17 protein-coding genes are annotated in these 25,125 nt (G+C 71.4%); 7 read left to right on the forward strand and 10 right to left on the reverse strand.

The window, feature by feature from the left end:
- Nucleotides 1-151: 151 nt before the first annotated feature.
- Nucleotides 152-532, reverse strand: a complete 381-nt coding sequence (locus tag ACIGXJ_RS02310; RefSeq protein WP_399640448.1) for a hypothetical protein — start codon at nt 530-532, stop codon at nt 152-154.
- 109 nt (nt 533-641) lie between these two features.
- Between ACIGXJ_RS02310 and ACIGXJ_RS02315 the strand changes: the two genes are divergently transcribed.
- From ACIGXJ_RS02315 to ACIGXJ_RS02335, 5 genes are all read left to right on the forward strand, one after another.
- Nucleotides 642-1,142, forward strand: coding sequence for a tetratricopeptide repeat protein (locus tag ACIGXJ_RS02315; RefSeq protein WP_399640451.1), 501 nt, complete (start codon nt 642-644; stop codon nt 1,140-1,142).
- 50 nt (nt 1,143-1,192) lie between these two features.
- Nucleotides 1,193-3,127 (forward strand): hypothetical protein, encoded by a 1,935-nt coding sequence (locus ACIGXJ_RS02320; protein WP_399640454.1) that lies wholly within the window; start codon nt 1,193-1,195, stop codon nt 3,125-3,127.
- 166 nt (nt 3,128-3,293) lie between these two features.
- On the forward strand, nt 3,294-4,199 hold the full coding sequence (locus tag ACIGXJ_RS02325; RefSeq protein WP_399640457.1) for a metal-dependent hydrolase: 906 nt from the start codon (nt 3,294-3,296) through the stop codon (nt 4,197-4,199).
- A complete protein-coding gene (locus ACIGXJ_RS02330) occupies nt 4,199-5,239 on the forward strand; it encodes a PDR/VanB family oxidoreductase (RefSeq protein WP_399640460.1) in 1,041 nt (346 codons plus the stop codon). Before ACIGXJ_RS02325 ends, ACIGXJ_RS02330 begins: the two co-directional genes overlap by 1 nt.
- Nucleotides 5,240-5,308: 69 nt before the next feature.
- The gene (locus ACIGXJ_RS02335) at nt 5,309-5,998 is read left to right on the forward strand and encodes a TetR/AcrR family transcriptional regulator (protein ID WP_399640463.1); all 690 of its coding nucleotides are present in this window, start codon (nt 5,309-5,311) and stop codon (nt 5,996-5,998) included.
- Nucleotides 5,999-6,010: 12 nt separating this feature from the next.
- Here the strand turns inward: ACIGXJ_RS02335 and ACIGXJ_RS02340 are convergent, their stop codons facing one another.
- The 8 genes from ACIGXJ_RS02340 to ACIGXJ_RS02375 form a co-directional block, all read right to left on the reverse strand.
- The gene (locus ACIGXJ_RS02340) at nt 6,011-6,364 is read right to left on the reverse strand and encodes a 5-carboxymethyl-2-hydroxymuconate Delta-isomerase (RefSeq protein ID WP_399640466.1); all 354 of its coding nucleotides are present in this window, start codon (nt 6,362-6,364) and stop codon (nt 6,011-6,013) included.
- A gap of 40 nt (nt 6,365-6,404) precedes the next feature.
- A complete protein-coding gene (pulA, locus tag ACIGXJ_RS02345; RefSeq protein ID WP_399640469.1) occupies nt 6,405-11,804 on the reverse strand; it encodes a pullulanase-type alpha-1,6-glucosidase in 5,400 nt (1,799 codons plus the stop codon).
- Between the two features lie 129 nt (nt 11,805-11,933).
- Nucleotides 11,934-13,313, reverse strand: a complete 1,380-nt coding sequence (locus ACIGXJ_RS02350) for an alpha-amylase family protein (RefSeq protein ID WP_399640472.1) — start codon at nt 13,311-13,313, stop codon at nt 11,934-11,936.
- A gap of 165 nt (nt 13,314-13,478) precedes the next feature.
- Nucleotides 13,479-14,318: a hypothetical protein gene (locus ACIGXJ_RS02355; protein ID WP_399640475.1), complete on the reverse strand. Its 840-nt coding sequence runs from the start codon at nt 14,316-14,318 to the stop codon at nt 13,479-13,481.
- A gap of 95 nt (nt 14,319-14,413) precedes the next feature.
- Nucleotides 14,414-16,087 (reverse strand): glycoside hydrolase family 13 protein, encoded by a 1,674-nt coding sequence (locus ACIGXJ_RS02360; RefSeq protein ID WP_399640479.1) that lies wholly within the window; start codon nt 16,085-16,087, stop codon nt 14,414-14,416.
- Nucleotides 16,088-16,282: 195 nt separating this feature from the next.
- Nucleotides 16,283-17,197 carry a sugar ABC transporter permease gene (locus tag ACIGXJ_RS02365; RefSeq protein ID WP_399640482.1) on the reverse strand — a complete coding sequence of 305 codons (915 nt, stop codon included), beginning with the start codon at nt 17,195-17,197 and terminating at the stop codon, nt 16,283-16,285.
- 13 nt (nt 17,198-17,210) lie between these two features.
- Nucleotides 17,211-18,212, reverse strand: coding sequence for a carbohydrate ABC transporter permease (locus tag ACIGXJ_RS02370; protein WP_399640485.1), 1,002 nt, complete (start codon nt 18,210-18,212; stop codon nt 17,211-17,213).
- A gap of 106 nt (nt 18,213-18,318) precedes the next feature.
- On the reverse strand, nt 18,319-19,587 hold the full coding sequence (locus ACIGXJ_RS02375; protein ID WP_399640487.1) for an extracellular solute-binding protein: 1,269 nt from the start codon (nt 19,585-19,587) through the stop codon (nt 18,319-18,321).
- Between the two features lie 379 nt (nt 19,588-19,966).
- On the opposite strand from ACIGXJ_RS02375, the gene ACIGXJ_RS02380 reads away from it, so the two are divergent.
- A complete protein-coding gene (locus ACIGXJ_RS02380; RefSeq protein ID WP_399640490.1) occupies nt 19,967-20,992 on the forward strand; it encodes a LacI family DNA-binding transcriptional regulator in 1,026 nt (341 codons plus the stop codon).
- A 68-nt stretch (nt 20,993-21,060) separates the two neighbouring features.
- Nucleotides 21,061-21,993, forward strand: coding sequence for a phosphatase PAP2 family protein (locus tag ACIGXJ_RS02385; RefSeq protein WP_399640493.1), 933 nt, complete (start codon nt 21,061-21,063; stop codon nt 21,991-21,993).
- On the opposite strand, the gene ACIGXJ_RS02390 is transcribed toward ACIGXJ_RS02385, so the two are convergent.
- A complete protein-coding gene (locus ACIGXJ_RS02390; protein WP_399640496.1) occupies nt 21,990-25,007 on the reverse strand; it encodes a bifunctional [glutamine synthetase] adenylyltransferase/[glutamine synthetase]-adenylyl-L-tyrosine phosphorylase in 3,018 nt (1,005 codons plus the stop codon). The two genes, ACIGXJ_RS02385 and ACIGXJ_RS02390, sit on opposite strands and share 4 nt — an antisense overlap.
- Between the last annotated feature and the right edge of the window lie 118 nt (nt 25,008-25,125).

The following is a 25,125-nucleotide window of genomic DNA, read 5'->3' on the forward strand; positions in this document are numbered from 1 at the left end:
CCGTCCAATCATAATACCTGTCGGGATGCTGGGCACTGTTAAAATGTTTTCCGGGCTGAACCAGGGGGGGCCCGGGCTGCTTTCCGGGGTCTTGTGGGGGGGGGGGGGGGGGGCCCGGGGCCCCCCCCCCCGCCCGCTTCGGCGTGTCCCTCTAGTGGTGGTGAGTTCTTCCCTCCTCCATGGAGCCGCCCAGCGTGCCGCGCAGCGCGGTGACGACGTCCATGTCGCCGACGGCGACCCACTTGCGGCCGACGAGGTAGTGGCCGCCGTAGTCCTTGGCCGAGTCGATCCACTCGCGCTGGCCGCGGTCGGTGGCGAAGGTGGCGAGGACGAACTTGCCGTCACCGGTCTCGCAGATGGCCTGGCGGATCTCGTCGGCGTCGGTCTGCACGTCCGGCTCGCAGTCCGCCTCGGCGGCCAGGTGCTCCAGGCTGCCGGTGGCCGTCGGCGGCACGGACGCCTTCCCGTCCGGGGAGCCGCAGGCCGTCAGGGCCAGCAGTGCGACGGTGATCAGCGGTCGGGACAGCCTCATGGTTCCTCCGGGCGGTCTGCGGGCAGGGTGCCTGAGTTCGATACGGCTGTCACGCCCGCCCCGCTCAAATCCGGTGTCCCGGTGGGCACAGGCGTGCGAGGCTGAGCCCGTGGACAAGGACTGGAACGACCGTGTGACCGCCGCCTGGGCGACCTTCGACGACTACCCCGAGGACGAGGCCGGCGCGTTCCGTGCCGTGATCGACGCGCTCGTCGCCGAACTCCCCGAGGGACACCCGGACGGACCCTTCGAGCGGGCCTGCGCCTGGGACTCGACGGGCCACTCCGACAAGGCGGTCCCGCTGTACCGGGAGGCGCTGGCACGCGGCCTGGACGGCTACAAGGGGCGGCGGGCGCGGATCCAGCTGTCCAGCTCGCTGCGCAACATCGGGCAGCCGGAGGAGGGCGTCAAGCTGCTGACACCCGAGCTGGACGGCCCGTCGGACGAGTTGGACGACGCGGTACGGGCGACCCTCGCCCTGTGCCTGTCCAGCCTCGGCCGCGACCGCGAGGGCCTGGCCCTCGTGCTCCAGGCGCTCGCCCCCCATCTGCCGCGCTACCAGCGGTCGATGGCGAACTACGCGCGGGCCCTGGTCACGCCGGGGCACTGACGTCACCCGGGCGGCGGTGACCAACGCACGATTCGCTCGTTCTGCTGAACGTGCAGTCACAGGATGTCGCCCAGCGCCCCGTCCCCACCCCCACCCCCACCGACCCGGTGGTCGACGTCGAGCAGGCCGAGGCCGCGCTCGTCGAGCACTATCCGCGCCTGGTCCGGCTGGCCTATCTGGTGCTGCCGCCGGGCCTCGGCCGCAGCCGCCGGGTGCTGACCGCGCACGCCCTCACCCAGCGCGCCCTGCCGCGCGGGCGTACGACGGCACCGACGATCCCGGCCCAGGCCCAGCCGGGCGGGGCCTGGGCCGGTGACCCGGGTTATGCGTTCGTACGGCAGCGGGTGCTGCGCTCGGCGCTGGAGGCGGGACTGCCGCTGACCTTCCGGGCCTGGCCGAGGCGGGCCCAGCTGCCCGTGCTGCTGCCGCAGGTGTGGGGCCTGAAGGTGTTCCCGCGCTCGGGCGGCGCCGACGAACTCGCCCTGGACCAGCGGCTGTCCGCGCTGTCCGCCGAGGCGCGTGCCGCGTATGTGCTGCGCGGCCTGGAGCAGCTGCCCGACACCGAGGTACGCCGGCTGCTCGCGGCGGCCGGGGCCGAGGACCCGGCCGCGGCGCTGGCCGGGGCCGACGGGGTGCCGGCGCAGTACGCGCTGCTGGAGTCCCCCGAGTTCGACGCCTGCTCGCTGCAGGCCAGGCCCACCGATCTGATGCGTCGCCGCCAGCACGGCAAGGCCGCGCTCGCCGCCGTCGCGGCCCTCGCGGTGTGCGGGGCGCTGCTCGGAGTGCCAGGCGACGGCTGGGGACCCGAGGGGGCCGCCGCCCCGCCCTATGCGCGCAACCCCTCCGCCGAGGCCGCACTGGACCCGGCGAAGCTGGTCAGGGTGGCCCCGGCCGCCTGGCAGTCCTCCGCGCGGACCGACTTCTCGGTGTGGCCGGCCCGCGGCGACCTCACCGGCGACACGGCCCTGCTGCGCCGGGCCCTCGCGGTGTGGGCCCGCCCCGGCGAGCGCGTGCGAGTCTCGGCGACGCCCGGCACCCCGTCGGGCGGCCCGCCCGGGCCGGCGCAGCTGCTGTGGGCGGGCGGTGTCGACAACGCGCGCGTGGTGATCCTGTACGACGGTCTGCGCATCGCCCGGTACGCGGAGCCGAAGGACGGCACGGCGGGGGCCGCGATGGACTTCGCGCGGGCCGACGGCGCGAGCGGGGCGGAGGCGAGCGCGGTGGTGCTGGACCGGTCCGACGGCAATGTGCGCTACCTGACCGCGCCGTGGGTGACGAAGGCGGCCGAGCGGGACCTGATGAAGCCGGGCTCGGGGGCGATGGAGCTGACCCTGACCGACGGGATCACCTCGCCGCTGGCCAGCCCGGCCACCCGTACCGGCGCCTGCGCCTCCTGGAACGTCCTGGAGCTGTCGGGGCGGGACGGCACCGTCCTCGCCACCGACCTCGGCGAGCTGGTGCCGGCCCGGCTGACGGCCGGCCGGCCGGGTGCCGCGCGTGATGTGACCGGGGCGAAGGCGCTGCGCGGCTGGGCACCGTACGCCTGTTCCCTCGCCGACCTGCGGGGGCAGGGGGTGCGGACGGTGAACTCCTGGAGTTACGCCTCGCAGGTGCTGCCGGAGTCCGGGGGGACGGCGGAGTGGGTGTGCACGCGGGCCGAGACGTGGCGGGGCGGGGGCACGCGGGCGCTGGCGCAGTTCCGTACGCCGGGAGGGGTCTACGGGGCCGTCGTGGCCAAGGCAGAGAACGTGGCCGCGTGCGGGCCGCGTGATCCGCATGTGCTGGCCGGGGTGCTGTGGAAGGCGGAGGGCGGCGGCTGGTATCTGCTCGCCGCCGGAAGCGGGGACGTGGCGTCGGTGGAGGCGAGTGGCGGGGTGACGGGGTCCGGGGAGGGCAACCTGCTGGCTGTGGAGGCCGAGCAGGGGGCTCAGGCCGAGTTGAAGGGCTCCTTGGAGGACGGGCGGGTGATCAGCGGGCTTCGATGAGGGGGTTGCCGTTCGTCGCCGTCCGCGGCTCTCGTCGTGGCTCGTGGCGCCCGCGCGGCGGAGCCGCAGATCGGTACGGCCCCGCGCCCCCCGAGGCGTCACCCCGGGCGGATTCCAGAAGTACGGGGTCTTCCCCCATCCGCTTACCCGTCAGTACATTGACGCCATGTCTAACAAGCAGGGCCGTCTCCCCCGGCCGGTCGACGACGAGCGGGTCCCGCTCAAGGCGCGGAAGGTGTCCTTCGCCTGGGAGGACACACCGCTGCACTGGGTGCCCGGCGATCCCTTCACCACGCACACCATCAACGTGCTGCATCTGCTGCTGCCGGCCGGCGAGCGGTGGTTCGTGCACGTCTACAAGCAGGTGCTGCCGCACATCCGGGACGAGCGGCTGCGGCAGGACGTCATCGGGTTCATCGGGCAGGAGGCCATGCACTCCCAGGCCCACGACGAGGTGCTGCCGCACCTGAAGGAGCTGGGGCTCGACCCGACCCCGTACACCGCGCAGGTGGACTGGATGTTCGAGAAGCTGCTGGGCGACCGGACACTGCCGCCCGGGCGGGCGCGGCGCTGGTGGCTGATGGAGCGGGTCGCGCTGATCGCGGCGATCGAGCACTACACGGCGTTCCTGGGCGACTGGGTGCTGAACGCCGAGGAGCTGGACCGGCGCGGGGCGGACCCGACGATGCTGGACCTGCTGCGCTGGCACGGGGCGGAGGAGGTCGAGCACCGGTCGGTGGCGTTCGACCTGTTCATGCATGTCGACGGCGGTTACCGGCGGCGGGCGCGGACCTGGGCGACGGCGTTCGCGACGCTGGTGTTCCTGTGGCAGCGCGGCATCCGGTTCTTCATGGAGAACGACCCGACGCCGGTGAACGGCAAGGGGTCCGTCAAGGAGTTCTATCTGCGCGGCCGCGCGGGCACCCTGCCCTCGACCGGCGCCATGCTGCGGTCGATCCCGACCTACCTCAGCCGGACGTACCACCCCTCGCAGGAGGGGTCGACCGCGCAGGCGGTGGCCTATCTGGCGTCCTCACCGGCCGCGCTCGCCGCGCAGAAGGGGGCCGCGTGATGCCCAGGGCCACCACCGTCGTGGCCGCCGCGGGGGCCGCCTACCTCGTCCGGCGGGCCCTGCGCCGGCGTATCCGGGCCTCGCCGCTGTGGCCGATGCCCGCGCTGGAGGAGCCCGTCTCCGGGCGGCCGCGCTCGCGGGCGCTCAGGCTGCTGGTGACCTCGCACGAGGAGATCGCCGACGGGGTCGTCCGGCTCCGCCTGGAGGGGCACGGCCTGCCGCGCTGGGAGCCGGGCGCGCACCTGGACCTCGTCCTGCCGTCCGGTCTCGTACGGCAGTACTCGCTGTGCGGCGACCCTGAGGACACCTCCTCCTACACGGTCGCCGCCCGGCTCGTGCCGGACGGGCGCGGGGGCTCGCGCGAGGTGCACGAGCAGGTGCAGGAGGGCGTCGAGCTGGAGGTGCGCGGGCCGCGCAACCGGTTCCCGCTCGTGGCGGCGCAGTCGTACGTGTTCGTCGCGGGCGGCATCGGGATCACACCGGTGCTGCCGATGCTGCGGGCGCTGCCGGAGGGCACCGAGTGGCGGCTGCTGTACTGCGGGCGCAGCCGGGCGTCGATGCCGTTCCTGGAGGATGTGCTCGAGCTGGGCGGTGACCGCGTGACCGTCGCCGCGCAGGACGAGGCGGGCCTGCCCGACCTGGACGGCTTCCTCGCGGACGCGCCCGCCGGCGCCGCCGTCTACTGCTGCGGACCCGAGGGGCTGACGGCGGCCGTGCAGGAGCGGGCGCCGGACGTGCGCCTGGAGCGGTTCGCGCCGCGCACCTCGACGGACGGGAACCGGGAGTTCGAGGTCGAACTGGCCCGCAGCGGGCGGACGGTGACCGTGCCGGCCGGCACCAGTGTGCTGGCCGCGGTACGCGAGGAGCTGCCGGACACCCTGTACTCCTGCGAGCAGGGCTTCTGCGGGACCTGCCAGCAGCGGGTGCTGGCGGGCGAGGTGGACCACCGGGACGAGCTGCTCACCGACGGCGAGCGGGAGGACTCGATGCTGATCTGTGTGTCCCGGGCGCGAAGTGAGCGACTTGTGCTGGACATGTGAGGGGGATGTGGTCGACATCGGGGCCGGTCCGGCCCGTTCGGGGCCGGATCCGATCGGTAAGGTGTTCGCATGTCTACCGGGGTTCGCCGCAGAATGGGAGTCGAGGAGCGACGGCAGCAGCTGATCGGTGTCGCGCTCGACCTGTTCAGCCGCCGCTCTCCCGACGAGGTCTCCATCGACGAGATAGCGTCGGCCGCCGGCATCTCACGCCCGCTGGTCTACCACTACTTTCCCGGCAAACTCAGCCTGTACGAGGCCGCGTTGAAGCGCGCCTCGGACGATCTGGCGGGCCGGTTCGACGAGCCGTTCGAGGGTCCGCTGGGGGCGCGGCTGCTGCGGGTGATGGGCCGGTTCTTCGACTTCGTCGACGAGCACGGCCCCGGTTTCTCCGCGCTGATGCGCGGCGGCCCGGCCGTCGGGTCCTCGACCACCAACGCCCTCATCGACTCCGTGCGCCAGGCCGCCTACGAGCAGATCCTGGCCCACCTCGGCGTCACCGACCCGCCCGCCCGTCTGGAGCTGGTGGTGCGCTCGTGGATCTCGCTCGCCGAGTCGACCGCGCTGATCTGGCTGGATGGACGGCGTATCCCGCGCGAGGAACTCGAGACGCAGCTGGTCCACGACTTCGCCGCGCTCGCCGCCGTCAGCGCGGCCTACGACGAGGAGATGAGCGCCCTGCTGCGCCGCATCCTCGCCGACGAGCCGGCCGACGGGCCGTTCACGGACCTCGTCACCCGGCTCATCGCGCTCGCCTCGTAGCGCCCGTGGACCTCAGACCTCGGCCTTGGCGTAGGACGGGTCGAGGTCGCGGATCTCGGCGGACAGGTGCAGCTTGAGGCCGTCGCTCGGCTCGATCTGCTTGCGCAGGAGCTCCACGACGGCCTCGGTGAGGCGTGCCTTGGTCTCGTCGCTGCGGCCGGCGAGCAGGGCGATCGAGACGTTCACGACGGCGTGGCCCTCGCGGTCGGCGCCTACGGCCTCGTACTCGGTGCGCAGGACCCGCGTCTTGCAGGCCTCCGGCTTCGCGCCCGCGATGTCGACGACCAGCGGGTGCAGCGCGACCGCGAACTGCTCCCAGTCGACCGCGTCCAGCTGCCCGGAACGCTCGACGGTGATCTGCGGCATGGGTGCTCCTGTTCTCCGGCGGACAGGAGCACCCTAACCGTCAGCCTGTGCGGGTGAACACGGCCACCGTGCGGGCCGGGACCGTGAAGGTGCCCGATTCCTGCGCGTAGCCGGCGCCCTTCACGACCGGGTCGGCGCCCGACGCCTGCACCGGGTGCAGCCGGTAACCGGTACCGGCCAGCGTGCTGACCCGCTGCTGCTGCTCCTGCGGGGTGGCGTTGAAGACGACGACCAGGTCACCGAGGCGCATGGTGATCACACCGGGCGTCTCCTCGGTCCCCGACAGCGGGAAGGAGAGCTGGGCCTGCACCTGATCGGCCGTGCCGAGGGAGAACGCCTGCTCCGTCGTACGGATCCGCAGCAGGTCCTGGTAGGCCGCCGAGGTGCCCTGGATCTGCTCGCAGCCGACCTTCAGCGTGGCCAGCAGCGGCTTGGCGAAGGGCCACTTGGCGGTGTTGTCGGCCGCCGGTGGCAGACCGCGGCCGAAGCCGTTGCCGTCGGCGCAGTTCCAGTGGATGGCGTTGAACCAGTCGCCGCTGTCGTACGAGTTGCGGTCCAGCGACTTCGAGCGCAGCAGGTCGGTGCCCGCCTGGGAGAGCGCCGGGCCCTGCGAGAGGGTGGCGGTCGCCATCGCGAGGACCTGCATCCTGGCCCGGTCGTCCGCGCTCACCGTGGCGGGGAGCTTGAACGCGAGGGCGTCGAACAGGGCCTCGTTGTCGTGCGCGTCGGCGTAGGCGAGGGCGTCGCCGGGGGCCGCCGCGTAACCGGCGGGGGCGCCGTTGTAGTCGACCTCGGAGCCCTTGACCTCCTTGCCGCTGGTGTCGGTGAAGCGGTAGCCGGCGAGGTTGCCGGACAGGCCGACCTTGATCAGGTCCTGGTAGTGCAGCAGGCGGGCCTTCTGCTGGGCCTCGGTGCCGTTGTCGGCGGCCGGGTTGGGCTCGGTGTACAGGCCGGAGGCGAAGCCCTGGACGCCCGGGTCGGCGTCGAAGGGGCCGCCGCCGCGCACCGCGTCACGGGCCCGGTCGGAGAAGGTGGCGATGCCGGTGCCCGCCATGTTCTTCTGCGTGGCCTGCACGAACCGGGCGTCGTCGGCGACCTCGCCGAAGTTCCAGCCCTCGCCGTACAGGATGATCTTCCTGCCGTCGACGCCGTCCTTGGCGGGCGTCAGCTCGTCGAGGGCCTTCCTGACCGCGAGGATGTTGGCCTTGGGGTGGTGGCCCATCAGGTCGAAGCGGAAGCCGTCGACCTTGTACTCCTTGGCCCAGGTGACGATCGAGTCCACGACGAGCTTGCCCATCATGGCGTTCTCGGTGGCGGTGTTGGCGCAGCAGGTGCTGTTCGCGACCGAGCCGTCGGCCAGCAGGCGCTGGTAGTAGCCGGGCACGATCCGGTCCAGGACCGAGGTGTCCGCCTGGCCGCTCGCCGCCGTGTGGTTGTAGACGACGTCCATGACGACCCTGAGGCCGTCCTCGTTCAGCGCCTTGACCATCTTGCGGAACTCGACCGTACGGGCCGTGCCGTCGGGGTCGGTCGCGTAGGAGCCCTCGGGGACGGTGTAGTGGTACGGGTCGTAGCCCCAGTTGTAGGCGTCCTTGGCGGCGGTCTTCGCCACGCACTCCTGCTGCTGCTCGGAGTCGGCGGCGAAGGAGGCCAGGTCGCAGTCGGGGGTCTGCTGGTCGGCCTTCTTCTCGGGGATGGTGGCGATGTCGAACGCCGGCAGCAGGTGCACGTACGACGTGCCGGACTCGGCCAGCTCGCGCAGGTGCCTGGAGCCGTCGCTGAGCTTGTCGGCGAAGGCCAGGTAGGTGCCGGGGTGCTCCGCGGTCCGGTCCTCGACCGAGAAGTCGCGGATGTGCAGCTCCTGGATCTGCGCGTCCTTCAGGGGCACGGCCTTCGGCTTGGTGTACGTCGTCCAGCCGGCCGGCTTCAGCGCCTGGTCGGCGAGGTCGACGACCAGGCTGCGCTCGGAGTCGGCGGTGAGGGCGACCGAGTAGGGGTCGGTGACCTTGTTGGTGACGACCTTGCGGACGCTGGGCGCCCAGACCTTCACGGCGTACCGGTACGGCTTGCCCTTCCACGAGCTGGGGCCCGTGACCGACCAGACGCCGGTCGCCGGGTCGCGCCGCATGGCGACGGTCGTGCCGTCCAGCTCCAGGGCGACGCTCTGCGCGGTCGGCGCCCAGACGGACAGGGTGGGCCGGCCGTCGCGGAAGACCGGGCCGAGGCGGGCGTCGGCCGCCGGGTACAGGTCGTCGAGGACGCCCGCGATCTGTACGCCGCTCGCGGTGAGCACGGCGCCGTTCGCGGCGCGCTGGGAGGCGACGAGCTGGCCGCGCAGGGCCTGGCGGACCCGGTCGCGGTCGCGGGGGTCGACGGAGTAGGCGGTGTAGTTCGCGAGGTGCGGGAACTTCGCCTTCTGCGCCTCGGTGAGGTCGGTCCTCTGCAGCCGCAGCCAGCGCTCGTCGGTGCCGGTCAGCGCCCCGCCCTTCACCTCGACGGAGCCGGTGGCGGAGTACAGCAGCTGGGTTGAGGCGGCGGCCTCGGAGCCGTTCCAGGCGATCGTGTTCCGGTCGATCCAGACGGCCTTGGCGGTGGTCAGGTCGAGCGCGGCCGCGGAGCCCTTGGGCTGCGGGAGCAGGTACTTCTCCTGGCCGTTCACCATCCACACCTCGTAGCCGTCGGCCTTGAGGTCGAGGGACTGGTCGGTGGGCAGGTCCTTCTCGTCGCCCTTGTGGAGGATGTAGCTGAGGCTGGTGGCACCCTCGGTGAGAGGCACCTCGAAGACCGCGCCGTACGCATCGGTCTTCACCGGCTGCAGGGGGTTCGACCACTCGGTGGGGTTCGCGGCACCGGTCCAGGTGTGCAGGCCCCAGCCGTCGTAGTCGCCGTCGGCGCGGTGGTAGTGCAGGACGGCCTTGGTCTTGTCGGGGGCCGGGTAGACGCCCTCGGGGCGCTCGGTGAGGGCGGTGTCCTTGCCCTGCTCGATCCAGATCTCACCGGTCTTGGTGACGTCGATCGTGCGGTCGGTGGAGACGTCCTTGTTGCCCTGCTTGTCGATGACGAGGTAGCCGACGTTCGAGGCGCCCGGCTTGAGCTTGACGTAGGCGAAGGCGCCGTAGGCGTCCCGGCCGGTGAACGGGTGGCTGTCGGGCCAGTCGGTGGCCTCGCCGTCGGCGATGTCGCCCCAGGCGTACAGGCCCCAGTCGGTGTAGTCGCCGTCCGCGCGCTTGTAGTGGACGATCGCGTAGTCCCGGGAGGACGCGGTGGGGATCTCCTCGGCGGGCGGGGTGCCGGTGGTGGAGGCGGCGGTGGCGCCGGCCGTGCGGCCCTTGGTGTCGATCACCACGGCCTTGTAGCGCAGGGCGGTGCCCGGCGCCACGTCCTCGCCGATGGTCTGCGTGACCTTGTACGGGGCGTGGTCGGCGGAGCCGAGGACGCGCCACTGGCCGGTGCCGACCTGGGCGGCGAAGACGACCCGGTTGAGCTGCCCGCCCTCGACGTCGGCGGTGAGCTCCACGGTGCCGGTGGCTCCGGCGGCGGGGGCCGTCAGGGTGAGGGTGGGCGGGCCGGCGGGGGCGGCGAGGCGCCCGGTGGCCTTGTAGACGACGGCGGAACCGGCGGGGACGGTGACGGTGAGCTTCTTGTCGCCGTCGGAGGTCAGCCTGCCGTCCGTGCCGTAGATGCCGGTGAAGCCCATGCCCGCCGAGCCGGTCGCGAAGGTCGCCGTCTTCGCCTCGGCGGCGTTGTTGAAGGCGACGACGTACTCGACGCCGCTCTTCGCGTCGGTGCGGGAGAAGGCGTACACGCCGGGGCCGTCGGTGGCGTGGCGCTCGGTCTGGACGCCGTCGGCGAGGGCCGGGTTGGCCTTGCGGAGTTCGGCGAGGGCACGGATCTGCCGGTAGAGCGGTGCGTTCGTGTCGTACGCGGCGCTCGCGTGGGTGCGGTCGGTGCCGAGCTGGTCGTCGTCGAGGTAGTCGGCGGTGCGGGAGGCGAACATCGGCTGGCGGGCGTCCTTGTCGCCGCCGGCGCCGGTGAAGCCCTGTTCGTCGCCGTAGTAGACGACCGGGTTGCCGCGGCTGAGGAACATCAGCTCGTTGGCGAGCCGGTCCTTCTTCAGCAGCTCGGCGTCGGAGGCGTTCGGGTTGTCCTGCTTGAGGAACGTGCCGATGCGGCCCATGTCGTGGTTGCCGAGGAAGCTGACCTGCTCGTAGGCGTTGGCCTTGTCGGTGGTGTACCGGTAGTCGTCACCGAAGACGGAGGCGAGCTTCTTCGCGCTGCCGCCCTGGGAGGCGTACTGGCGGGCCGCCTCCTGGAAGGGGAAGTCGAGGGTGGCGTCGAGCCGGCCCTGGGTGACGTACGGCGAGGTGACCGCGGTGTCGGCGGAGTAGACCTCGCCGAACATGAAGAAGTCGTCCCGGCCGCGCTTCGCCGCGTAGGCGTCCAGCGCGGTGGCCCACTGGGTCCAGAACTCGAGGTTGACGTGCTTGACCGTGTCGATGCGGAAGCCGTCGATGTCGAAGTCGCGCACCCAGCGCTGGTAGATGTGCTCCATGCCCTTGACCACCTCGGGACGCTCGGTCCACAGGTCGTCCAGGCCGGAGAAGTCGCCGTAGGTGGAGCTCTCGCCGGCGAAGGTGGAGTCGCCGCGGTTGTGGTACATCCGCGGGTCGTTGAGCCAGGAGGGCACCTTGTTCTTGCTGGTGACCTTCGGGGTGTACGGGAAGGAGTCCCGGTCGACGCGCGGGAACCTCTGGCCCCCGGCCGCGTAGTCGGCGTCGTCGAAGGGCCGGCCGTCCTTGGTCAGGTACGGGAAGGCGCCCTTGGAGAGGTAGCCGTAGGACTTCTCCTCGTAGTCGACGACGTCGGCGGTGTGGTTGGTGATGACGTCGAAGAAGACCTTCATCCCCTTGGCGTGCGCCTTGTCGATGAGGTTCTCGAGGTCCTGGTTCGTCCCGAAGTGCGGGTCGACCTGGGTGAAGTCGGTGATCCAGTAGCCGTGGTAGCCGGCCGAGGCGTTGGCCCCGGTGCCCTGCACGGGCTGGTTCTTGAAGATGGGCGCCATCCAGATGGCGGTGGTGCCCAGGCCCTTGATGTAGTCGAGCCTGCGGGTCAGGCCCTTGAGGTCGCCGCCCTGGTAGAAGCCCTTGTCCGTGGGGTCGTAGCCGGTGGTGAGGCGGGTGCCGGTGAGGCCGCCGCGGTCATTGGAGGTGTCGCCGTTGGCGAAACGGTCCGGCAGGACGAAGTAGAACTGCTCGCGGGTCAGGTCGTGCCGGGCGGCCGCCTTGGCCAGCGTCGCGTCCGAGGGCGGAGGCGGTGCGGTGTCGGCCTGGGCGGCGAGCGGCTGGACCAGGGCCGCGGCGAGCGCGGCGACGGTGACGGCCGCGACCCGTCTGCCCTGCACGGTACGGCGCGTACCTGGCGCCGGCCATCTGGGTATCACTGACGTGAACTCCTTGCGATTACGGCTCATTGGGTCCGACCCCGGCGCGACGGTATCGCCGCGAAAGGCTTGCAGCAAGGGTCGTGAAAGTAACGGAAAGGATTTTCACGACCCTTGCGCTTCAGCGGCTCAACAGGAGGACTTGCCCGTGTAGAGGGCCAGGGCGGTGTTCGCGCCGAGGGTGGCGGTGAACTGGCCGCTGGAGTTGACCGTCACGGGGGTGTTGTTCTGGACGTTGCAGTACGTGCCCGCGGGCAGCGAGGTCTGGTAGGTGCGGGTCAGGGAGTAGGTCTCGTGGTTGATGGCCACATAGCCCTTGCTGCCGCGCCCGAAGGCGATGGCGTCGTTGCCGTTGTCCCACCAGTTGGTGACCGGCTCGCCGCGGGTGGCGTTGCGGAAGGCCACCATGCGCTGGATCTCGGGCCAGGCGTGCTGGCACTTCCAGCCGTCCTGCCAGCAGGCGTTCACCTGACCGCCGTTGGGCGGTCCGGCGTCGATGTCGGAGAACTCGTAGCCGGAGTTGATGTCCGGGGCGCCGTAGGGCCAGGCGAGCATGAAGACGCTGGCCAGGGTGTAGTTGGCGCCGTCCTTGTAGGTGAGGGTGGAGCCGTTGCGCTCGGTGTCGTGGTTGTCGACGAAGACGCCGGCGGAGGAGCTGCTCATGTAGCCCCAGCCCTCGCCGTAGTTCTTCAGGTAGGCGAGGTTCTCGTTGTTGAAGACCCGCTTGAGGTCGTAGGCGTAGCGGAACTCCTGGACGTCGCCGTTGCCGGTGTACTCGGTCGGCTGGACGGCCTCGCCGGCGCCGTAGATGGCCTCCTGCTTCCAGTAGACCGACGGGTTGCTGAGCCGTGACTTGATGTTGGCGAGGTCGGCGGCGGCGATGTGCTTGGCCGCGTCGATACGGAAGCCGTCGACGCCGTAGGAGAGCAGGGTGTTCATGTACCCGGCGATGGCGGAGCGGACGTAGTCCTCGCCGGTGTCGAGGTCCGCGAGGCCGACGAGCTCGCAGTTCTGGACGTTCCAGCGGTCCTGGTAGTTGGTGATCTGCGCGGTGCAGTTGTCGAAGTCGTAGGACGAGTACAGGCCGGGGTAGTTGTACTTCGTGTACGACGAGCCGCCGGTGCCGGTGCCGTTGCCGGCCGCCATGTGGTTGATGACGGTGTCGACGACGACCTTCACGCCGGCCGAGTGACACGTGTTGATCATGTTGCGGAAGGCGGTGGTGTCACCGAGCCGCCCCGCGATCTTGTAGCTCACCGGCTGGTACGAGGTCCACCACTGGGAGCCCTGGATGTGCTCGGCAGGCGGGGAGACCTGCACGTAGCCGTATCCGGCCGGGCCGAGGCGGTTGGTGCACTCGGCGGCCACCGAGGAGTACTTCCACTCGAAGAGGACGGCCGTGACGTCCTTGGTGCCGGGCGGGGAGGCCTGGGCGGTGCCCGCGGTGCCGGGTATGAGCACGGCGGCCGCCGCGGCGAGCGCGAGCGCGCTGGAGAGAGTTCTGGCCATGTGGGGAGTCCTTCTCCGTCGAAGGGCATGGGGAGTGCGGGGAGGCGCACTGAAGGTTCTTGCTGAAACGCGACTGAAACCTTGCGGTTGCGCAGATGTTAAGGGCTGGAAACCCGAAAGGGCAGGGGTCCGGCGCAAGTTGCTGCAAGAGATTTCCAACACCCGTCAGGCGTGGTGGGGTCCGCCTGCGGCGAGGCGCTCCAGGAGGGCGCGGGCCTGCCGTATACGGGGATGCGACGGGTGCAGCTGCGTCTCGCAGTCGGCCAGGGCCCGGCGGGCCGCGGCCTCCGCCTCGGCGCGGCGGCCCAGGCCGTGCAGCGCGGCGGCCGTCGCCAGGTCCAGCCTGCCGGTGTGGCCCCGCTCCCGCTTCGGGGTGATCCGGTGCGCTTCGGCGAGGGCCTCGGCGTGGCGGCCCTGGCCGGTGAGGCTGCGCACCAGGGTGGAGTGCAGGGCGGCCTCGGCGCCGTCGACGCCCGCGGCGCGGGGCAGGTTGCCCCGGGCGATCGCCTCGGCCTCCTCGTGGCGGCCCAGCCCGCACAGGGCCTCCGCCAGACCGTCCAGCACGGTCAGCTCCAGCTTCCACACCTTCGTGGTGCCCAGGTGCTTCAGCCGGGTCAGCTCGCGCAGCAGCGCCCGTGCCTCCGCCTCGGCCTCGGTGTGCCGGCCCTGCCAGTCGAGGACGGCCGCGCGGTTGTTCCGTACCAGCAGCGCGAGGGTCCGTCCCGGTCCCGTCAGGCCGTCCAGCTCGGCGATGAGGGCCTCCATCTCGGGCAGCACCTCCTCGCCGCGCCCGTGGGCGCACGCCACCGCGGTGGCCGTCGTCCTGGCGTACCAGGTCATCGCGCGGCGGCGCCCGGGCCGCCACAGCCGCCGGGCCCCCGCCTCGCAGGCCCGGGCCTCGCCCTCGGCCTCCTCGAACCTGCCGTCCGTGGCGAGCCGGAGGGCGCGCTTGAGCCGGGCGTCCAGGCGCCGGGAGCGCAACGACCGCGGTGCGGGGAGTCTCACGAGCGGTGAGCCTACGGGGTGTGCCCGGCCGGACGACGACGGGGCCCGCCACCGGAGTTCGGTGACGGGCCCCGGGGTGCGGGTGCGCGGATCGGTCAGGCCGTGGTGAACCACACCGTGGTGTCCGCGGGGACCTTGGTCCCGCCGTCGGTCTCGGCGATCTCGTCGCTGGTGAGGAGCACGCGGCCGTAGGCCGGGGTGGTCACCGACTCGGCCGTGGTGTTGGCGACGCAGACGAACTCGCCGCGGCGGAAGGCCAGAACGCCCTCGGGTGCGCGGAGCCACTCCACCGACTCACCGGCGCCCAGGTCGGGGTGGTCGCGGCGGGTGGCGAGGGCGCTGCGGTAGAGCTCCAGGGTGGAGCCGGGCGTGCCGGTCTGGGCCTCGACGCTCAGCTCGCCCCAGCCGGCCGGCTGCGGGAGCCAGCTGCCGCCCGCGCCGAAGCCGTACGAGGAGCCCTCGCGCGTCCACGGGATCGGGACCCGGCAGCCGTCGCGGAAGCCGTCCTGGCCCTCGCCGCGGTGGTACGCCGGGTCCTGGCGCACCTCGTCCGGGAGGTCGACGACGTCCGGGAGGCCCAGCTCCTCGCCCTGGTAGACGTACGCCGAGCCGGGCAGCGCCAGCATCAGCAGGGTCGCCGCGCGGGCCCGGCGCAGGCCGAGCTCCCGGTCGCCGGCCAGGCGGATCTGGGTGCCGAGGCCGGGCGGGTTGGCGAAGCGGGTGGCGTGCCGGGTGACGTCGTGGTTGGACAGCACCCAGGTGGCGGGGGCGCCGACCGGGCGCATGGCCTCCAGGGTGCGGTCGACGACCGTGCGGAGCTCCTCCGCGTCCCAGTAGGTGCCGAGGTACTGGAAGTTGAACGCCTGGTGCAGCTCGTCGGGGCGGACGTAGTTCGCGGTGCGCTCGACGGTCGGGGTCCACGCCTCCGCCACGAAGATGCGCTCGCCCGAGTACTCGTCGAGGATCAGCCGCCACTGGCGGTAGATCTCGTGGACGCCGTCCTGGTCGAAGAACGGCATGACATCGTTGCCCAGCAGGTGGAGCTGGTTGTGGGCGCCGAGGTCGGGCAGGCCCTCCGCCTTGACCATGCCGTGGGCGACGTCGATCCGGAAGCCGTCGACGCCCATGTCCAGCCAGAAGCGCAGGATCGAGCGGAACTCGTCGCCGACCGCCGGGTGCTCCCAGTTGAAGTCGGGCTGCTCCGGGGCGAACAGGTGCAGATACCACTCGCCGGGCGTGCCGTCGGGTTCGGTGATCCGGGTCCAGGCCGGGCCGCCGAAGATGGACTCCCAGTCGTTGGGCGGGAGTTCGCCGTTCGCGCCCTTGCCGGGGCGGAAGTGGTAGCGCTCGCGCAGCGGCGAGCCGGGGCCCTCGGCGACGGCGCGCTTGAACCACTCGTGCTGGTCGGAGGAGTGGTTGGGCACCAGGTCGACGATGATGCGCAGCCCCAGGGTGTGGGCGTCGCGGATCAGCGCGTCGGCGTCCAGCAGGTTGCCGAACATCGGGTCCACGGCCCGGTAGTCGGCGACGTCGTAGCCGGCGTCGGCCTGCGGGGAGGCGTAGAAGGGGCTGAGCCACACCGCGTCCACGCCGAGGTCGCGCAGGTACGGCAGGCGGGAGCGTACGCCTTCCAGGTCGCCCATGCCGTCGCCGTTGCTGTCGGCGAAGCTGCGCGGGTACACCTGGTAGATCACCGCGTCCCGCCACCAGTCACGGCGCTTGGCGACGGTGGCTACGGCGGAGTGCGGCGCGGAGGTGTGCTGACTCATGGCGTCCTTGGTGTGTAACTGGGTTGCGGTCATGGGACGTTCAGGCGTTCAGGGAGCGGGTGACGAGGCGGCCACGGTGGCAGCGGGGTCGGATGGCCACCGCGGCCGCCTCGGGTACCAGGGGCGCGGGGGACGGCCCGGGCGTCCGCGACGGTGGCCGCGGAGCAGGACCGGGGGGCGTCCCCCGCACGGTGGCTAGCCCTTCGTGCCACCCGCGGTGAGGCCGGTCACCAGGTTCTTCTGCACGAGGTAGAAGAAGACGGAGACGGGTATCGCGATCAGCACCGCCGTGGCGGCCATGAGGTTGCGCTGGGCGTCGTGCTCGCTGATGAAGCTCTGCAGACCGACCGCGAAGGTGTACTGGTCGTCGCTGAGCATGAACGTCGAGGCGAAGGCGACCTCGCCGAACGCGGTGATGAAGCTGTAGAACGCGGCGACCGCGAGACCCGGCCTGGCCAGCGGCAGGATCAGGCGGAAGAAGGTGCCGAACGGGCTGAGCCCGTCGACGCGGCCGGCCTCGTCGATCTCGAACGGGATGGTGTCGAAGTAGCCCTTGAGCAGCCAGGCGCAGTACGGCACCGCGGTCGAGCAGTAGACCAGGATCAGGCCCAGGTAGGTGTCGATGAGCTGGAGGTCCGACAGGAGCTGATACATCGGCACGATCAGCACGGCGATCGGGAACATCTGGGTGACCAGCAGGACCCACATGAACTTCTTGTAGCCGGGGAAGCGCATGCGCGAGACGGCGTAGCCGGTGGTGGCCGCGATGGTGACACCGATGACGGTGGTGCCCAGGGTGACGATCAGCGAGCTCTTCATCCAGTCGAAGAAGCTGGTCTCCTGGAGCACGAAGCTGTAGTTGTCCAGGGTCATCGTCGACCAGATGCGCCCGGGGTGCAGATAGTCGTCCTTGTCCGGGCCGAGGGACAGGAAGACCAGCCAGGCGATCGGGAAGAGCGCGATGAAGCTCGCGATCGTGAGCAGGACGTGGGAGACGAGGGCCCTTCCGGGGCGGCGCTCGCCGCGACGGCGCTCCGGGGCGGGAGCGGGGGCGGAGGCCGCGGCGGCCTGGTCCGCGACGGCGGACTCGTGGGTGGTCGTGGTGCTCATGGGGACTCCTGCCTCAGATCGCGGCTTGCTCATTGCGGTTCAGCCAGCGGCGGTAGAAGGAGGTGAAGACGATCAGGATGCCCAGCAGCAGCATGCCGTAGGCGGCCGACTCGGCGAACTCGCGCGGCTGCTGTCCGAAGCCGAGCTGGTAGGCCCAGGTGACGAGGATCTGCGCGTCCGGGGCGGTGTTGCCGAACAGCAGGAAGATGATCGCGAACTGGTTGAAGGTCCAGATGACGCCCAGCAGGATCACCGTGGAGCTGACCGTGCGCAGGCCGGGGAGGGTGACGTAGCGGAACTGCTGCCAGCGGCTGGCTCCGTCCATCTCCGCCGCCTCGTACAGCGTGCTGTCGATCGACTGCAGACCGCCGAGCAGCGAGAGCATCATGAACGGCACACCGCACCAGGTGTTCACCATGATCGCGGCGAACCGCTGCCAGAAGGTGTCCTCCAGCCAGGCCGGGGTCGGCAGGTGCAGGAACTCCAGGAAGCTGTTGATCAGGCCGGTGTCGGCCAGCATGAACCGCCAGCCGAAGACGGTGGTGAACGTGGGAACGGCCCACGGGAGGATCAGGATCAGCCGGTAGAAGGTGCGCCCGCGCAGCTTCTGGTTGAGCAGCAGGGCGAGGCCGAGACCGATGGTGTAGTGCAGGACGACACAGGCGGCCGTCCACACGACCGTCCAGATGAAGTGGGACCAGAACCGGTCGTAGGCGGTCTCACCCCACAGGATGTCGGCGTAGTTGTCGATGCCGATGAACTTGTACGTGGCCTCGATCTCGTTGGCGCCGATGGTCCGGGCCGAGTTGAGGCTGTCGGCGTCGGTGAGCGTCAGGTAGAAGCCGTAGGCCAGGGGGTACAGCACCAGCGCGCCGAGCACGACGACCACCGGGGCGATCATGGCATAGGCGTACCAGTACCTCTGGTAGCTGTTCTTGAGACGCCGGCCCAGGCCGGGCCGGGGACCTCGGTCACCGCGCCGCTTGCCGGTCGCTCGGTCGATGGCGACTGTCATGGTTCGACAACCTTCTAGTGATTCGGCAGATCTTTCAGTACGGCTCACAGGACGAGGGCCGCCGGATCCTTCCCCCTCTGGCTGGAGGATCCGGCGGCCGCACGGCTTACTTGGTGTAGTCCGGGACCAGCTTGGCGATCTCGGTCTCCACGTTGCTCAGGCCGTCGTCCAGGGACTCCTTGCCACCGGCGATCTTGAGCAGTTCCTTGTCCAGCGGACCCCAGAGCGAGCTGTACTCGGGCAGCTCCGGACGCGGCTGGGCGGCGGCCAGGACGCCCTGGTAGCCGGCGATGCCCGGGTCGGCCTTGACCTCGGCGGTGTAGGCGTCGTCACGCGTGGGCAGCGTGGCGTTCTTCAGCGCGATGGTCTCCTGGGCGTGCGCGGAGGTCATGAAGTTCACGAACTTCAGCGCGGCCTGCTGGTGGGCCTCGTCGGAGCCGGCGTACACGGAGAGGTTGTGGCCGCCGGTCGGGGCGCCCGCCTTGCCGGAGGAGCCGGCCGGGACGGTGGCGATGCCGAGGTTGTTCTTGTCCTTGAAGGCCGAGCCCTTGTAGAAGTTGGTGATCTCCCACGGGCCCTGGATGATCGCGGCGACCTTGCCGTTGACGAACGCCTCCTGGATGTGGGCGTAGGCGTCGGCGGTGGTGTCGGCCTTGTGCAGGCCCTTGCCGTCGAACAGGCTCAGCCAGGTGCCGTAGGCCTTCTTCGCCTCGGGCGAGGCGACCGTGATCTTCTTGGCCTCGACGTCGACCGTGTCGGTGCCCTCACCGTGCAGGAAGGACTGGGCGTAGTAGGCCTGGGTGGAGCCCCAGTAGCCGTCGACGCCGGTCTTCGCCTTGATGGTGGCGGCGGCCTTCTTCAGCTCGTCCCAGGTCTGCGGGGCGTCGACGCCCGCCTTGGCGAACAGTTCCTTGTTGTACACCAGGGCCAGCGTGTCCGTGGTGAAGGGGACACCGTAGACCTTGCCCTCGTACGTGGCCTGCTCGATGAGGTTGGTCTTGAACTTGGCCTGGTCCGCGAGGGCCTCGGTGCCGTCCAGCGGCAGGAAGTAGCCCTTCTTGGCGAAGGCGGGCGTCCAGCCGACCTCGGAGCGCAGGATGTCCGGGGCGCCCTTGGAGCCGGCGGCGGTGTCGAACTTGTTCTGCGCCTGGTCGAAGGGGACGTTGACGTACTTGACCTTGATGTCCTTGTTGGCGGCCTCGAACTCCTTGACCAGGGCCTTGTACGTCGGCGCCTCGTTGGTCGCGTTGGAGGTGTCCCACCAGGTCAAGGTGACCGGGCCGTCAGCCGAGTCGCCGCTGTCACTGCCGCCGCACGCCGTCGCCGTGAGAGCGAGGGACGCCACCAGCGCGCTGGCCGCTATGCCACGCCGCATGAGTTCTCCTTGAGGGGTAAAGCCCGTGTGGTGCAGGGGGCGGTCCCGTCATCCGTCCCTGCCGACTTGCCGACTGCGCCGTTGCGGCCGCCGGGCGTCGAGAACGTAACAGCGATGTAAGGGCGGCCGAAAGACCTTGCAGAAAAAAAGTGCAAGGGATCTCAGACGTTACGTCTGCGTGACCTCTCGTCGACTTCCGCGAGACCCGGTATTGCCAGTGATCAGCCCGGAGAGGAACACTTGTGCAAGACTCTGCAAGGTCTTGCCGCACATTTCACGAGGGGACGCCATGCCGCAGCAACCAGCGCGCCGGTCAACCGCCCGCACCCGGCGTTCGCTTGGTGTGCAAGGCGACATACGACCGGTACAGTCCACTGCCGTGACCACACGGCTTGCGGACATCGCTGCGCAGGCGGGGGTGAGCGAAGCGACCGTCAGCCGCGTCCTCAACGGGAAGCCCGGCGTCGCCGCCACCACCCGCCAGGCCGTGCTGGCCGCGCTCGACGTCCTCGGCTACGAGCGTCCCGTGCGGCTGCGCCAGCGCAGCGCCGGCCTCGTCGGCCTGATCACGCCCGAGCTGGAGAACCCGATATTCCCGGCCCTGGCCCAGGTCATCGGCCAGGCGCTGACCCGCCAGGGCTACACCCCGGTGCTCGCCACCCAGACCCCCGGCGGCTCGACCGAGGACGAGCTGACCGAGATGCTGGTCGACCGCGGGGTGGCCGGGATCATCTACGTCTCCGGACTGCACGCCGACACCACCGCCGACATGCAGCGCTACGAGCAGCTGCGGGCGCAGGGCGTGCCCTTCGTGCTCGTGGACGGCTTCTCCCCCAAGGTGCAGGCGCCGTTCATCTCCCCGGACGACCGTGCGGCGATGGCGCTCGCGGTCACGCATCTCGGCTCGCTCGGTCACACCCGGATCGGGCTCGCGCTCGGCCCGAAGCGGTTCGTGCCGGTGCAGCGGAAGATAGAGGGCTTCGTCCGCGCCATGCAGGAGCAGCTCGGCCTGAACGCGGAGGTCGTCGAGTCGGAGCTGGTGCAGCACTCGCTGTACACGCTGGAGGGCGGCCAGGCGGCCGCGACGGCCCTCATCGGCCGGAACTGCACGGCCGTGGTCTGCGCGAGCGACATGATGGCCCTGGGCGCCATAAGGGCGGCCCGGCAGCTCGGCCTGGAGGTCCCCAAGGACATCTCCGTGGTCGGCTTCGACGACTCCCCGCTGATCGCGTTCACCGACCCGCCCCTGACCACCGTCCGCAAGCCGGTCCCGGCGATGGGCCAGGCCGCCGTGCGTACGCTGCTGGAGGAGATCGGCGGGACGCCCGCCCCGCACAGCGAGTTCGTGTTCATGCCGGAGCTGGTGGTCCGCGGCTCCACGGCCTCCGCTCCCTCACGGGCGTAGCGGGTGCGGCCCTGGGCCGACCGGGGGATGATCGGGGGGATGGGGAATGTCTGGCAAACTCTGTGCCCATGGGTGAGACGACCGTGACGACACTGGAAGGCCGCGAAGAGGCGGTCGCTCCGCAGACGGTCACGGACAATTCGGGGCAGACCCTGCTGCGCCGGGTGCGTACCCCGCGACGGCCCCGGCTGTGGTTCGAGATCCTTCTGATCGCGGTCAGTTACTGGACGTATTCGCTCATCCGCAACGCAGTCCCGGAGCAGAAGGCCGAGGCGCTGCGCAACGCCGACTGGATCTGGCAGGCCGAGCACCACCTCGGCATCGCCGTCGAGCAGTCCGTGAACCACGCCGTGGACTCGGTGACTTGGCTCATCGTCGGCATGAACTACTACTACGCCACCCTGCACTTCGTGGTCACGCTCGGTGTCCTCGTGTGGCTCTACCGCAGTCACCCCGGACGCTACGCGGCGGCCCGTCTCGTGCTTTTCTCCACCACCGGTGTGGCCCTGGTCGGTTACTACCTGTATCCGCTCGCCCCGCCCCGGCTGATGAACGGCGCGGACTTCATCGACACCGTGGTCGTCCATCAGACCTGGGGATCGATGGCCTCCGGCGACCTGAAGAACATGTCCAACCAGTACGCCGCGATGCCGTCCATGCACATCGGGTGGTCGCTGTGGTGCGGGCTGACGATCTTCGCGCTGGCGTCCGTCCCCTGGGTCAAGGTGCTGGGCCTCGTGTATCCGGCCCTCACCCTGGTGGTCATCGTGGCCACGGCGAACCACTTCTGGCTGGACGCGGTCGGCGGGGTGCTGTGCCTGGCCTTCGGCTTCACGGTGGCCCGCCTCTGGTACGGGGCACTGCCGTATCGACTGCCGCGTGCCGTGGGTGGTGAGCCCGTCCGTTCGGTGCGGGTCCTTCGGGGCTGGTCGCGCCCCCGCGGCGGCGGCCGCACGTCGAACACGGCCCCGCGCCCGCCGGCGAAGGCCGACGCCCCCTAACGGTCCGCGTAGAACAGCTCGTCCACGACCGTACGGGCCCGCCGGGCGGTACGCCGGTAGTCGTCCAGCATGTCCCCCACGTGACCGGGCCCGTACCCGAGGTAGCGCCCCACCGCGGCCAGCTCGCGCGGGTCGGAGGGGAAGGTGTCCCCGGCCCGGCCCCGCACCAGCATCACGGCGTTGCGCACGCGCGTGGCGAGCACCCAGGCGTCGTCGAGGGTCTGGGCGTCCTCCTCCGACAGCAGACCCGCGGCGAGCGCGGCGGCGAGCGCCTCCCGGGTGCGGGTCGTCCGCAGCCCGGGCACCTCGGCGCCGTGCCGCATCTGGAGCAGCTGCACGGTCCACTCCACGTCGGACAGCCCGCCGGGCCCCAGCTTGGTGTGCAGCTTGGGGTCGACGCCCCGGGGCAGCCGCTCGGACTCCATGCGCGCCTTCAGCCGCCGGATCTCCCGCACGGACTCCTCCGGCAGGCCCCCCGAGGGGTACCTCAGCGGGTCGATCAGCTCCACGAAGCGCCGGCCCAGGCCCGCGTCCCCGGCGAACGGCTCCGCCCGCAGCAGCGCCTGCGACTCCCACACCAGGGACCAGCGGCGGTAGTACGCCTCGTACGACCTGAGCGTACGGACGAGGGGGCCGGACCTGCCCTCGGGCCTGAGGTCGGCGTCGATGAGCAGGGGCGGGTCGGCGCTGGGGATCTGCAGCAGGCGGCGCATCTCGGAGACCACCTTGCCCGCGGCCTCGGCGGCCTCCCGCTCGCCGACCCCGTCGCGCGGCTCGTGGACGAAGACGACGTCCGCGTCGGAGCCGTAGCCCAGCTCCTGGCCGCCGAACCGGCCCATGCCGATGATCGCGAACCGGGTGGGGAGGGTGTCGCCCCAGCCCTCGCGGACGACGGCCCTGAGCGTGCCCGCCAGGGTCGCGGCCGTGAGGTCGGAGACCGCGCCGCCCACCCGGTCCACCAGCGCGCCCTGGTCGGCCTCGGCGGGCCGGGTCTCGGTGCCGTAGGAGCTGACGATGTCCCCGGCGGCCGTGCGGAACAGTTCGCGGCGGCGGACGCCACGGGCGGCGGTGACGGCCTGCTCGGCGTTCTCGGCGCGGCCGACGGCGGCGAGTATCTCCTGCTCCAGGTGGGCGCGGGTGCGCGGGGCGAGCCCTCCCCCGGTCCCGGCCCCCGCGCCGTCGCCGTCGCCGAGCAGGGCGACCGCCTCGGGGGCGCGCATCAGCAGGTCGGGCGCGAGCCGACCGGCCGACAGGACACGGGCGAGGTTCTGCGCGGCGGCGCCCTCGTCGCGCAGCAGCCGCAGGTACCAGGGCGTCTTGCCCAGCGCGTCGGAGACCTTGCGGAAGTTCAGCAGGCCCGCGTCCGGGTCGGCGGAGTCGGCGAACCAGCCCAGCAGCACCGGCAGCAGGGTGCGCTGGATGGCGGCCTTGCGGGTGACGCCGGAGGCGAGGGCCTCCAGGTGGCGCAGGGCCGCGGCGGGGTCGGCGTAGCCGAGGGCGATGAGGCGCTCGCGGGCGGCCTCGGGGCTGAGCCGGGCCTCGCCGGGGGCGAGCTGGGCGACGGCGTCCAGCAGCGGCCGGTAGAACAGCTTCTCGTGCAGGCGCCGTACGACACCGGTGTGGCGGCGCCACTCGCGGTTCAGCTCGGCGACCGGGTCGGTCCGCAGGCCGAGGGAGCGGCCGAGGCGGCGCTGGTCGGCCTCGCCCTCGGGCACGAGGTGGGTTCGGCGCAGCCGGTAGAGCTGGATGCGGTGCTCCATGGAGCGCAGGAAGCGGTACGCCTCGTCGAGCCGGCCGGCGTCCTCGCGGCCCACGTAGCCGCCGGCGGCGAGGGCCTGGAGCGCGTCCAGGGTCGTGCCGCTGCGCAGGCCGGCGTCGGTGCGGCCGTGCACCAGCTGCAGCAACTGCACGGCGAACTCGACGTCCCTGAGGCCGCCGGGGCCGAGCTTGAGCTCGCGGTCGACCTCGGCGGCGGGGATGTTCTCGACGACCCGGCGGCGCATCTTCTGCACGTCGGCGACGAAGTTCTCCCGCTCGGCGGCCTGCCACACCAGCGGCTGCAGCGCGGCCACGTACGCCTCCCCCAGCTCCAGGTCGCCGGCGACCGGGCGGGCCTTCAGCAGCGCCTGGAACTCCCAGGTCTTCGCCCAGCGCTGGTAGTAGGCGAGGTGGCTGCTGAGGGTGCGCACGAGCGGGCCGTTGCGGCCCTCGGGGCGCAGGTTGGCGTCGACCGGCCAGATCGAGCCCTCGACGGTCGTCTCGGAGCAGATCCGCATCATGTGCGAGGCGAGCTTGGTGGCCGCGCGCAGGGCCTTGCCCTCGTCGGCGCCGTCGACGGCCTCCCCCACGAAGATGACGTCGACGTCGGAGACGTAGTTGAGCTCGTTGCCGCCGCACTTGCCCATCGCGATGACCGCGAGCCGGCACAGCGCCGCGTCGCCGGGGGCGTCCGCGCGGGCCAGGGCGAGCGCGGCGCGCAGGGTGGCGGTGGCGAGGTCGGCGAGCTCGGCGGCGGTCTGGGCGACGTCGGTGGTGCCGCACACGTCACGGGCGGCGATGGACAGCAGACAGCGCCGGTACGCCACCCGCAGCGAGACCGGGTCGGCCGCCCCGTCCAGGCACCGCTCGAACTCCTCGACGCCCGGGTGCAGGTCGCGCGGCTCGTACATGACCAGCGCCCGCCAGTCGTCCGGGTGCCGGGCCAGATGGTCGCCGAGCGCGGCGGAGGCGCCGAGCACCCCGAGCAGCCGGTCCCGCAGCGGCTTGGCCGCTATCAGGGTGTCCAGCAGCTCCCGGCGCGCGGTGGGAGCGGGCTGGGCCTCCAGCAGGCGGACCAGGCCGCCCAGGGCGAGATCGGGGTCGGCGGTGGCGCCGAGGGCCTCCAGGAGCACCGGGTCGTTGCGCACGGCGGCCAGCTCGGCGCTGTCCAGAAGACGTTCGGCGGCGGAGGCGTCGGTGAATCCGTGCCGCAGCAGCCGTGTGAAGGTACTGCTTCTGCGCCCCGGCGCCGTCATGCCCCGCCTCCGTCCGGTCCGGCCGACACGGCCGTGCGGCCGCTCGTCCCGATCAAGGTCGTCCGCAGTCGAGCGTAACCGCACTCCTGGTCGGGGGCGCTGGGGAGTTCTGCCCGTG

Origin of the sequence: Streptomyces sp. NPDC053367, assembly GCF_044545925.1 — a bacterium.
Taxonomy (GTDB): Bacteria; Actinomycetota; Actinomycetes; order Streptomycetales; family Streptomycetaceae; genus Streptomyces.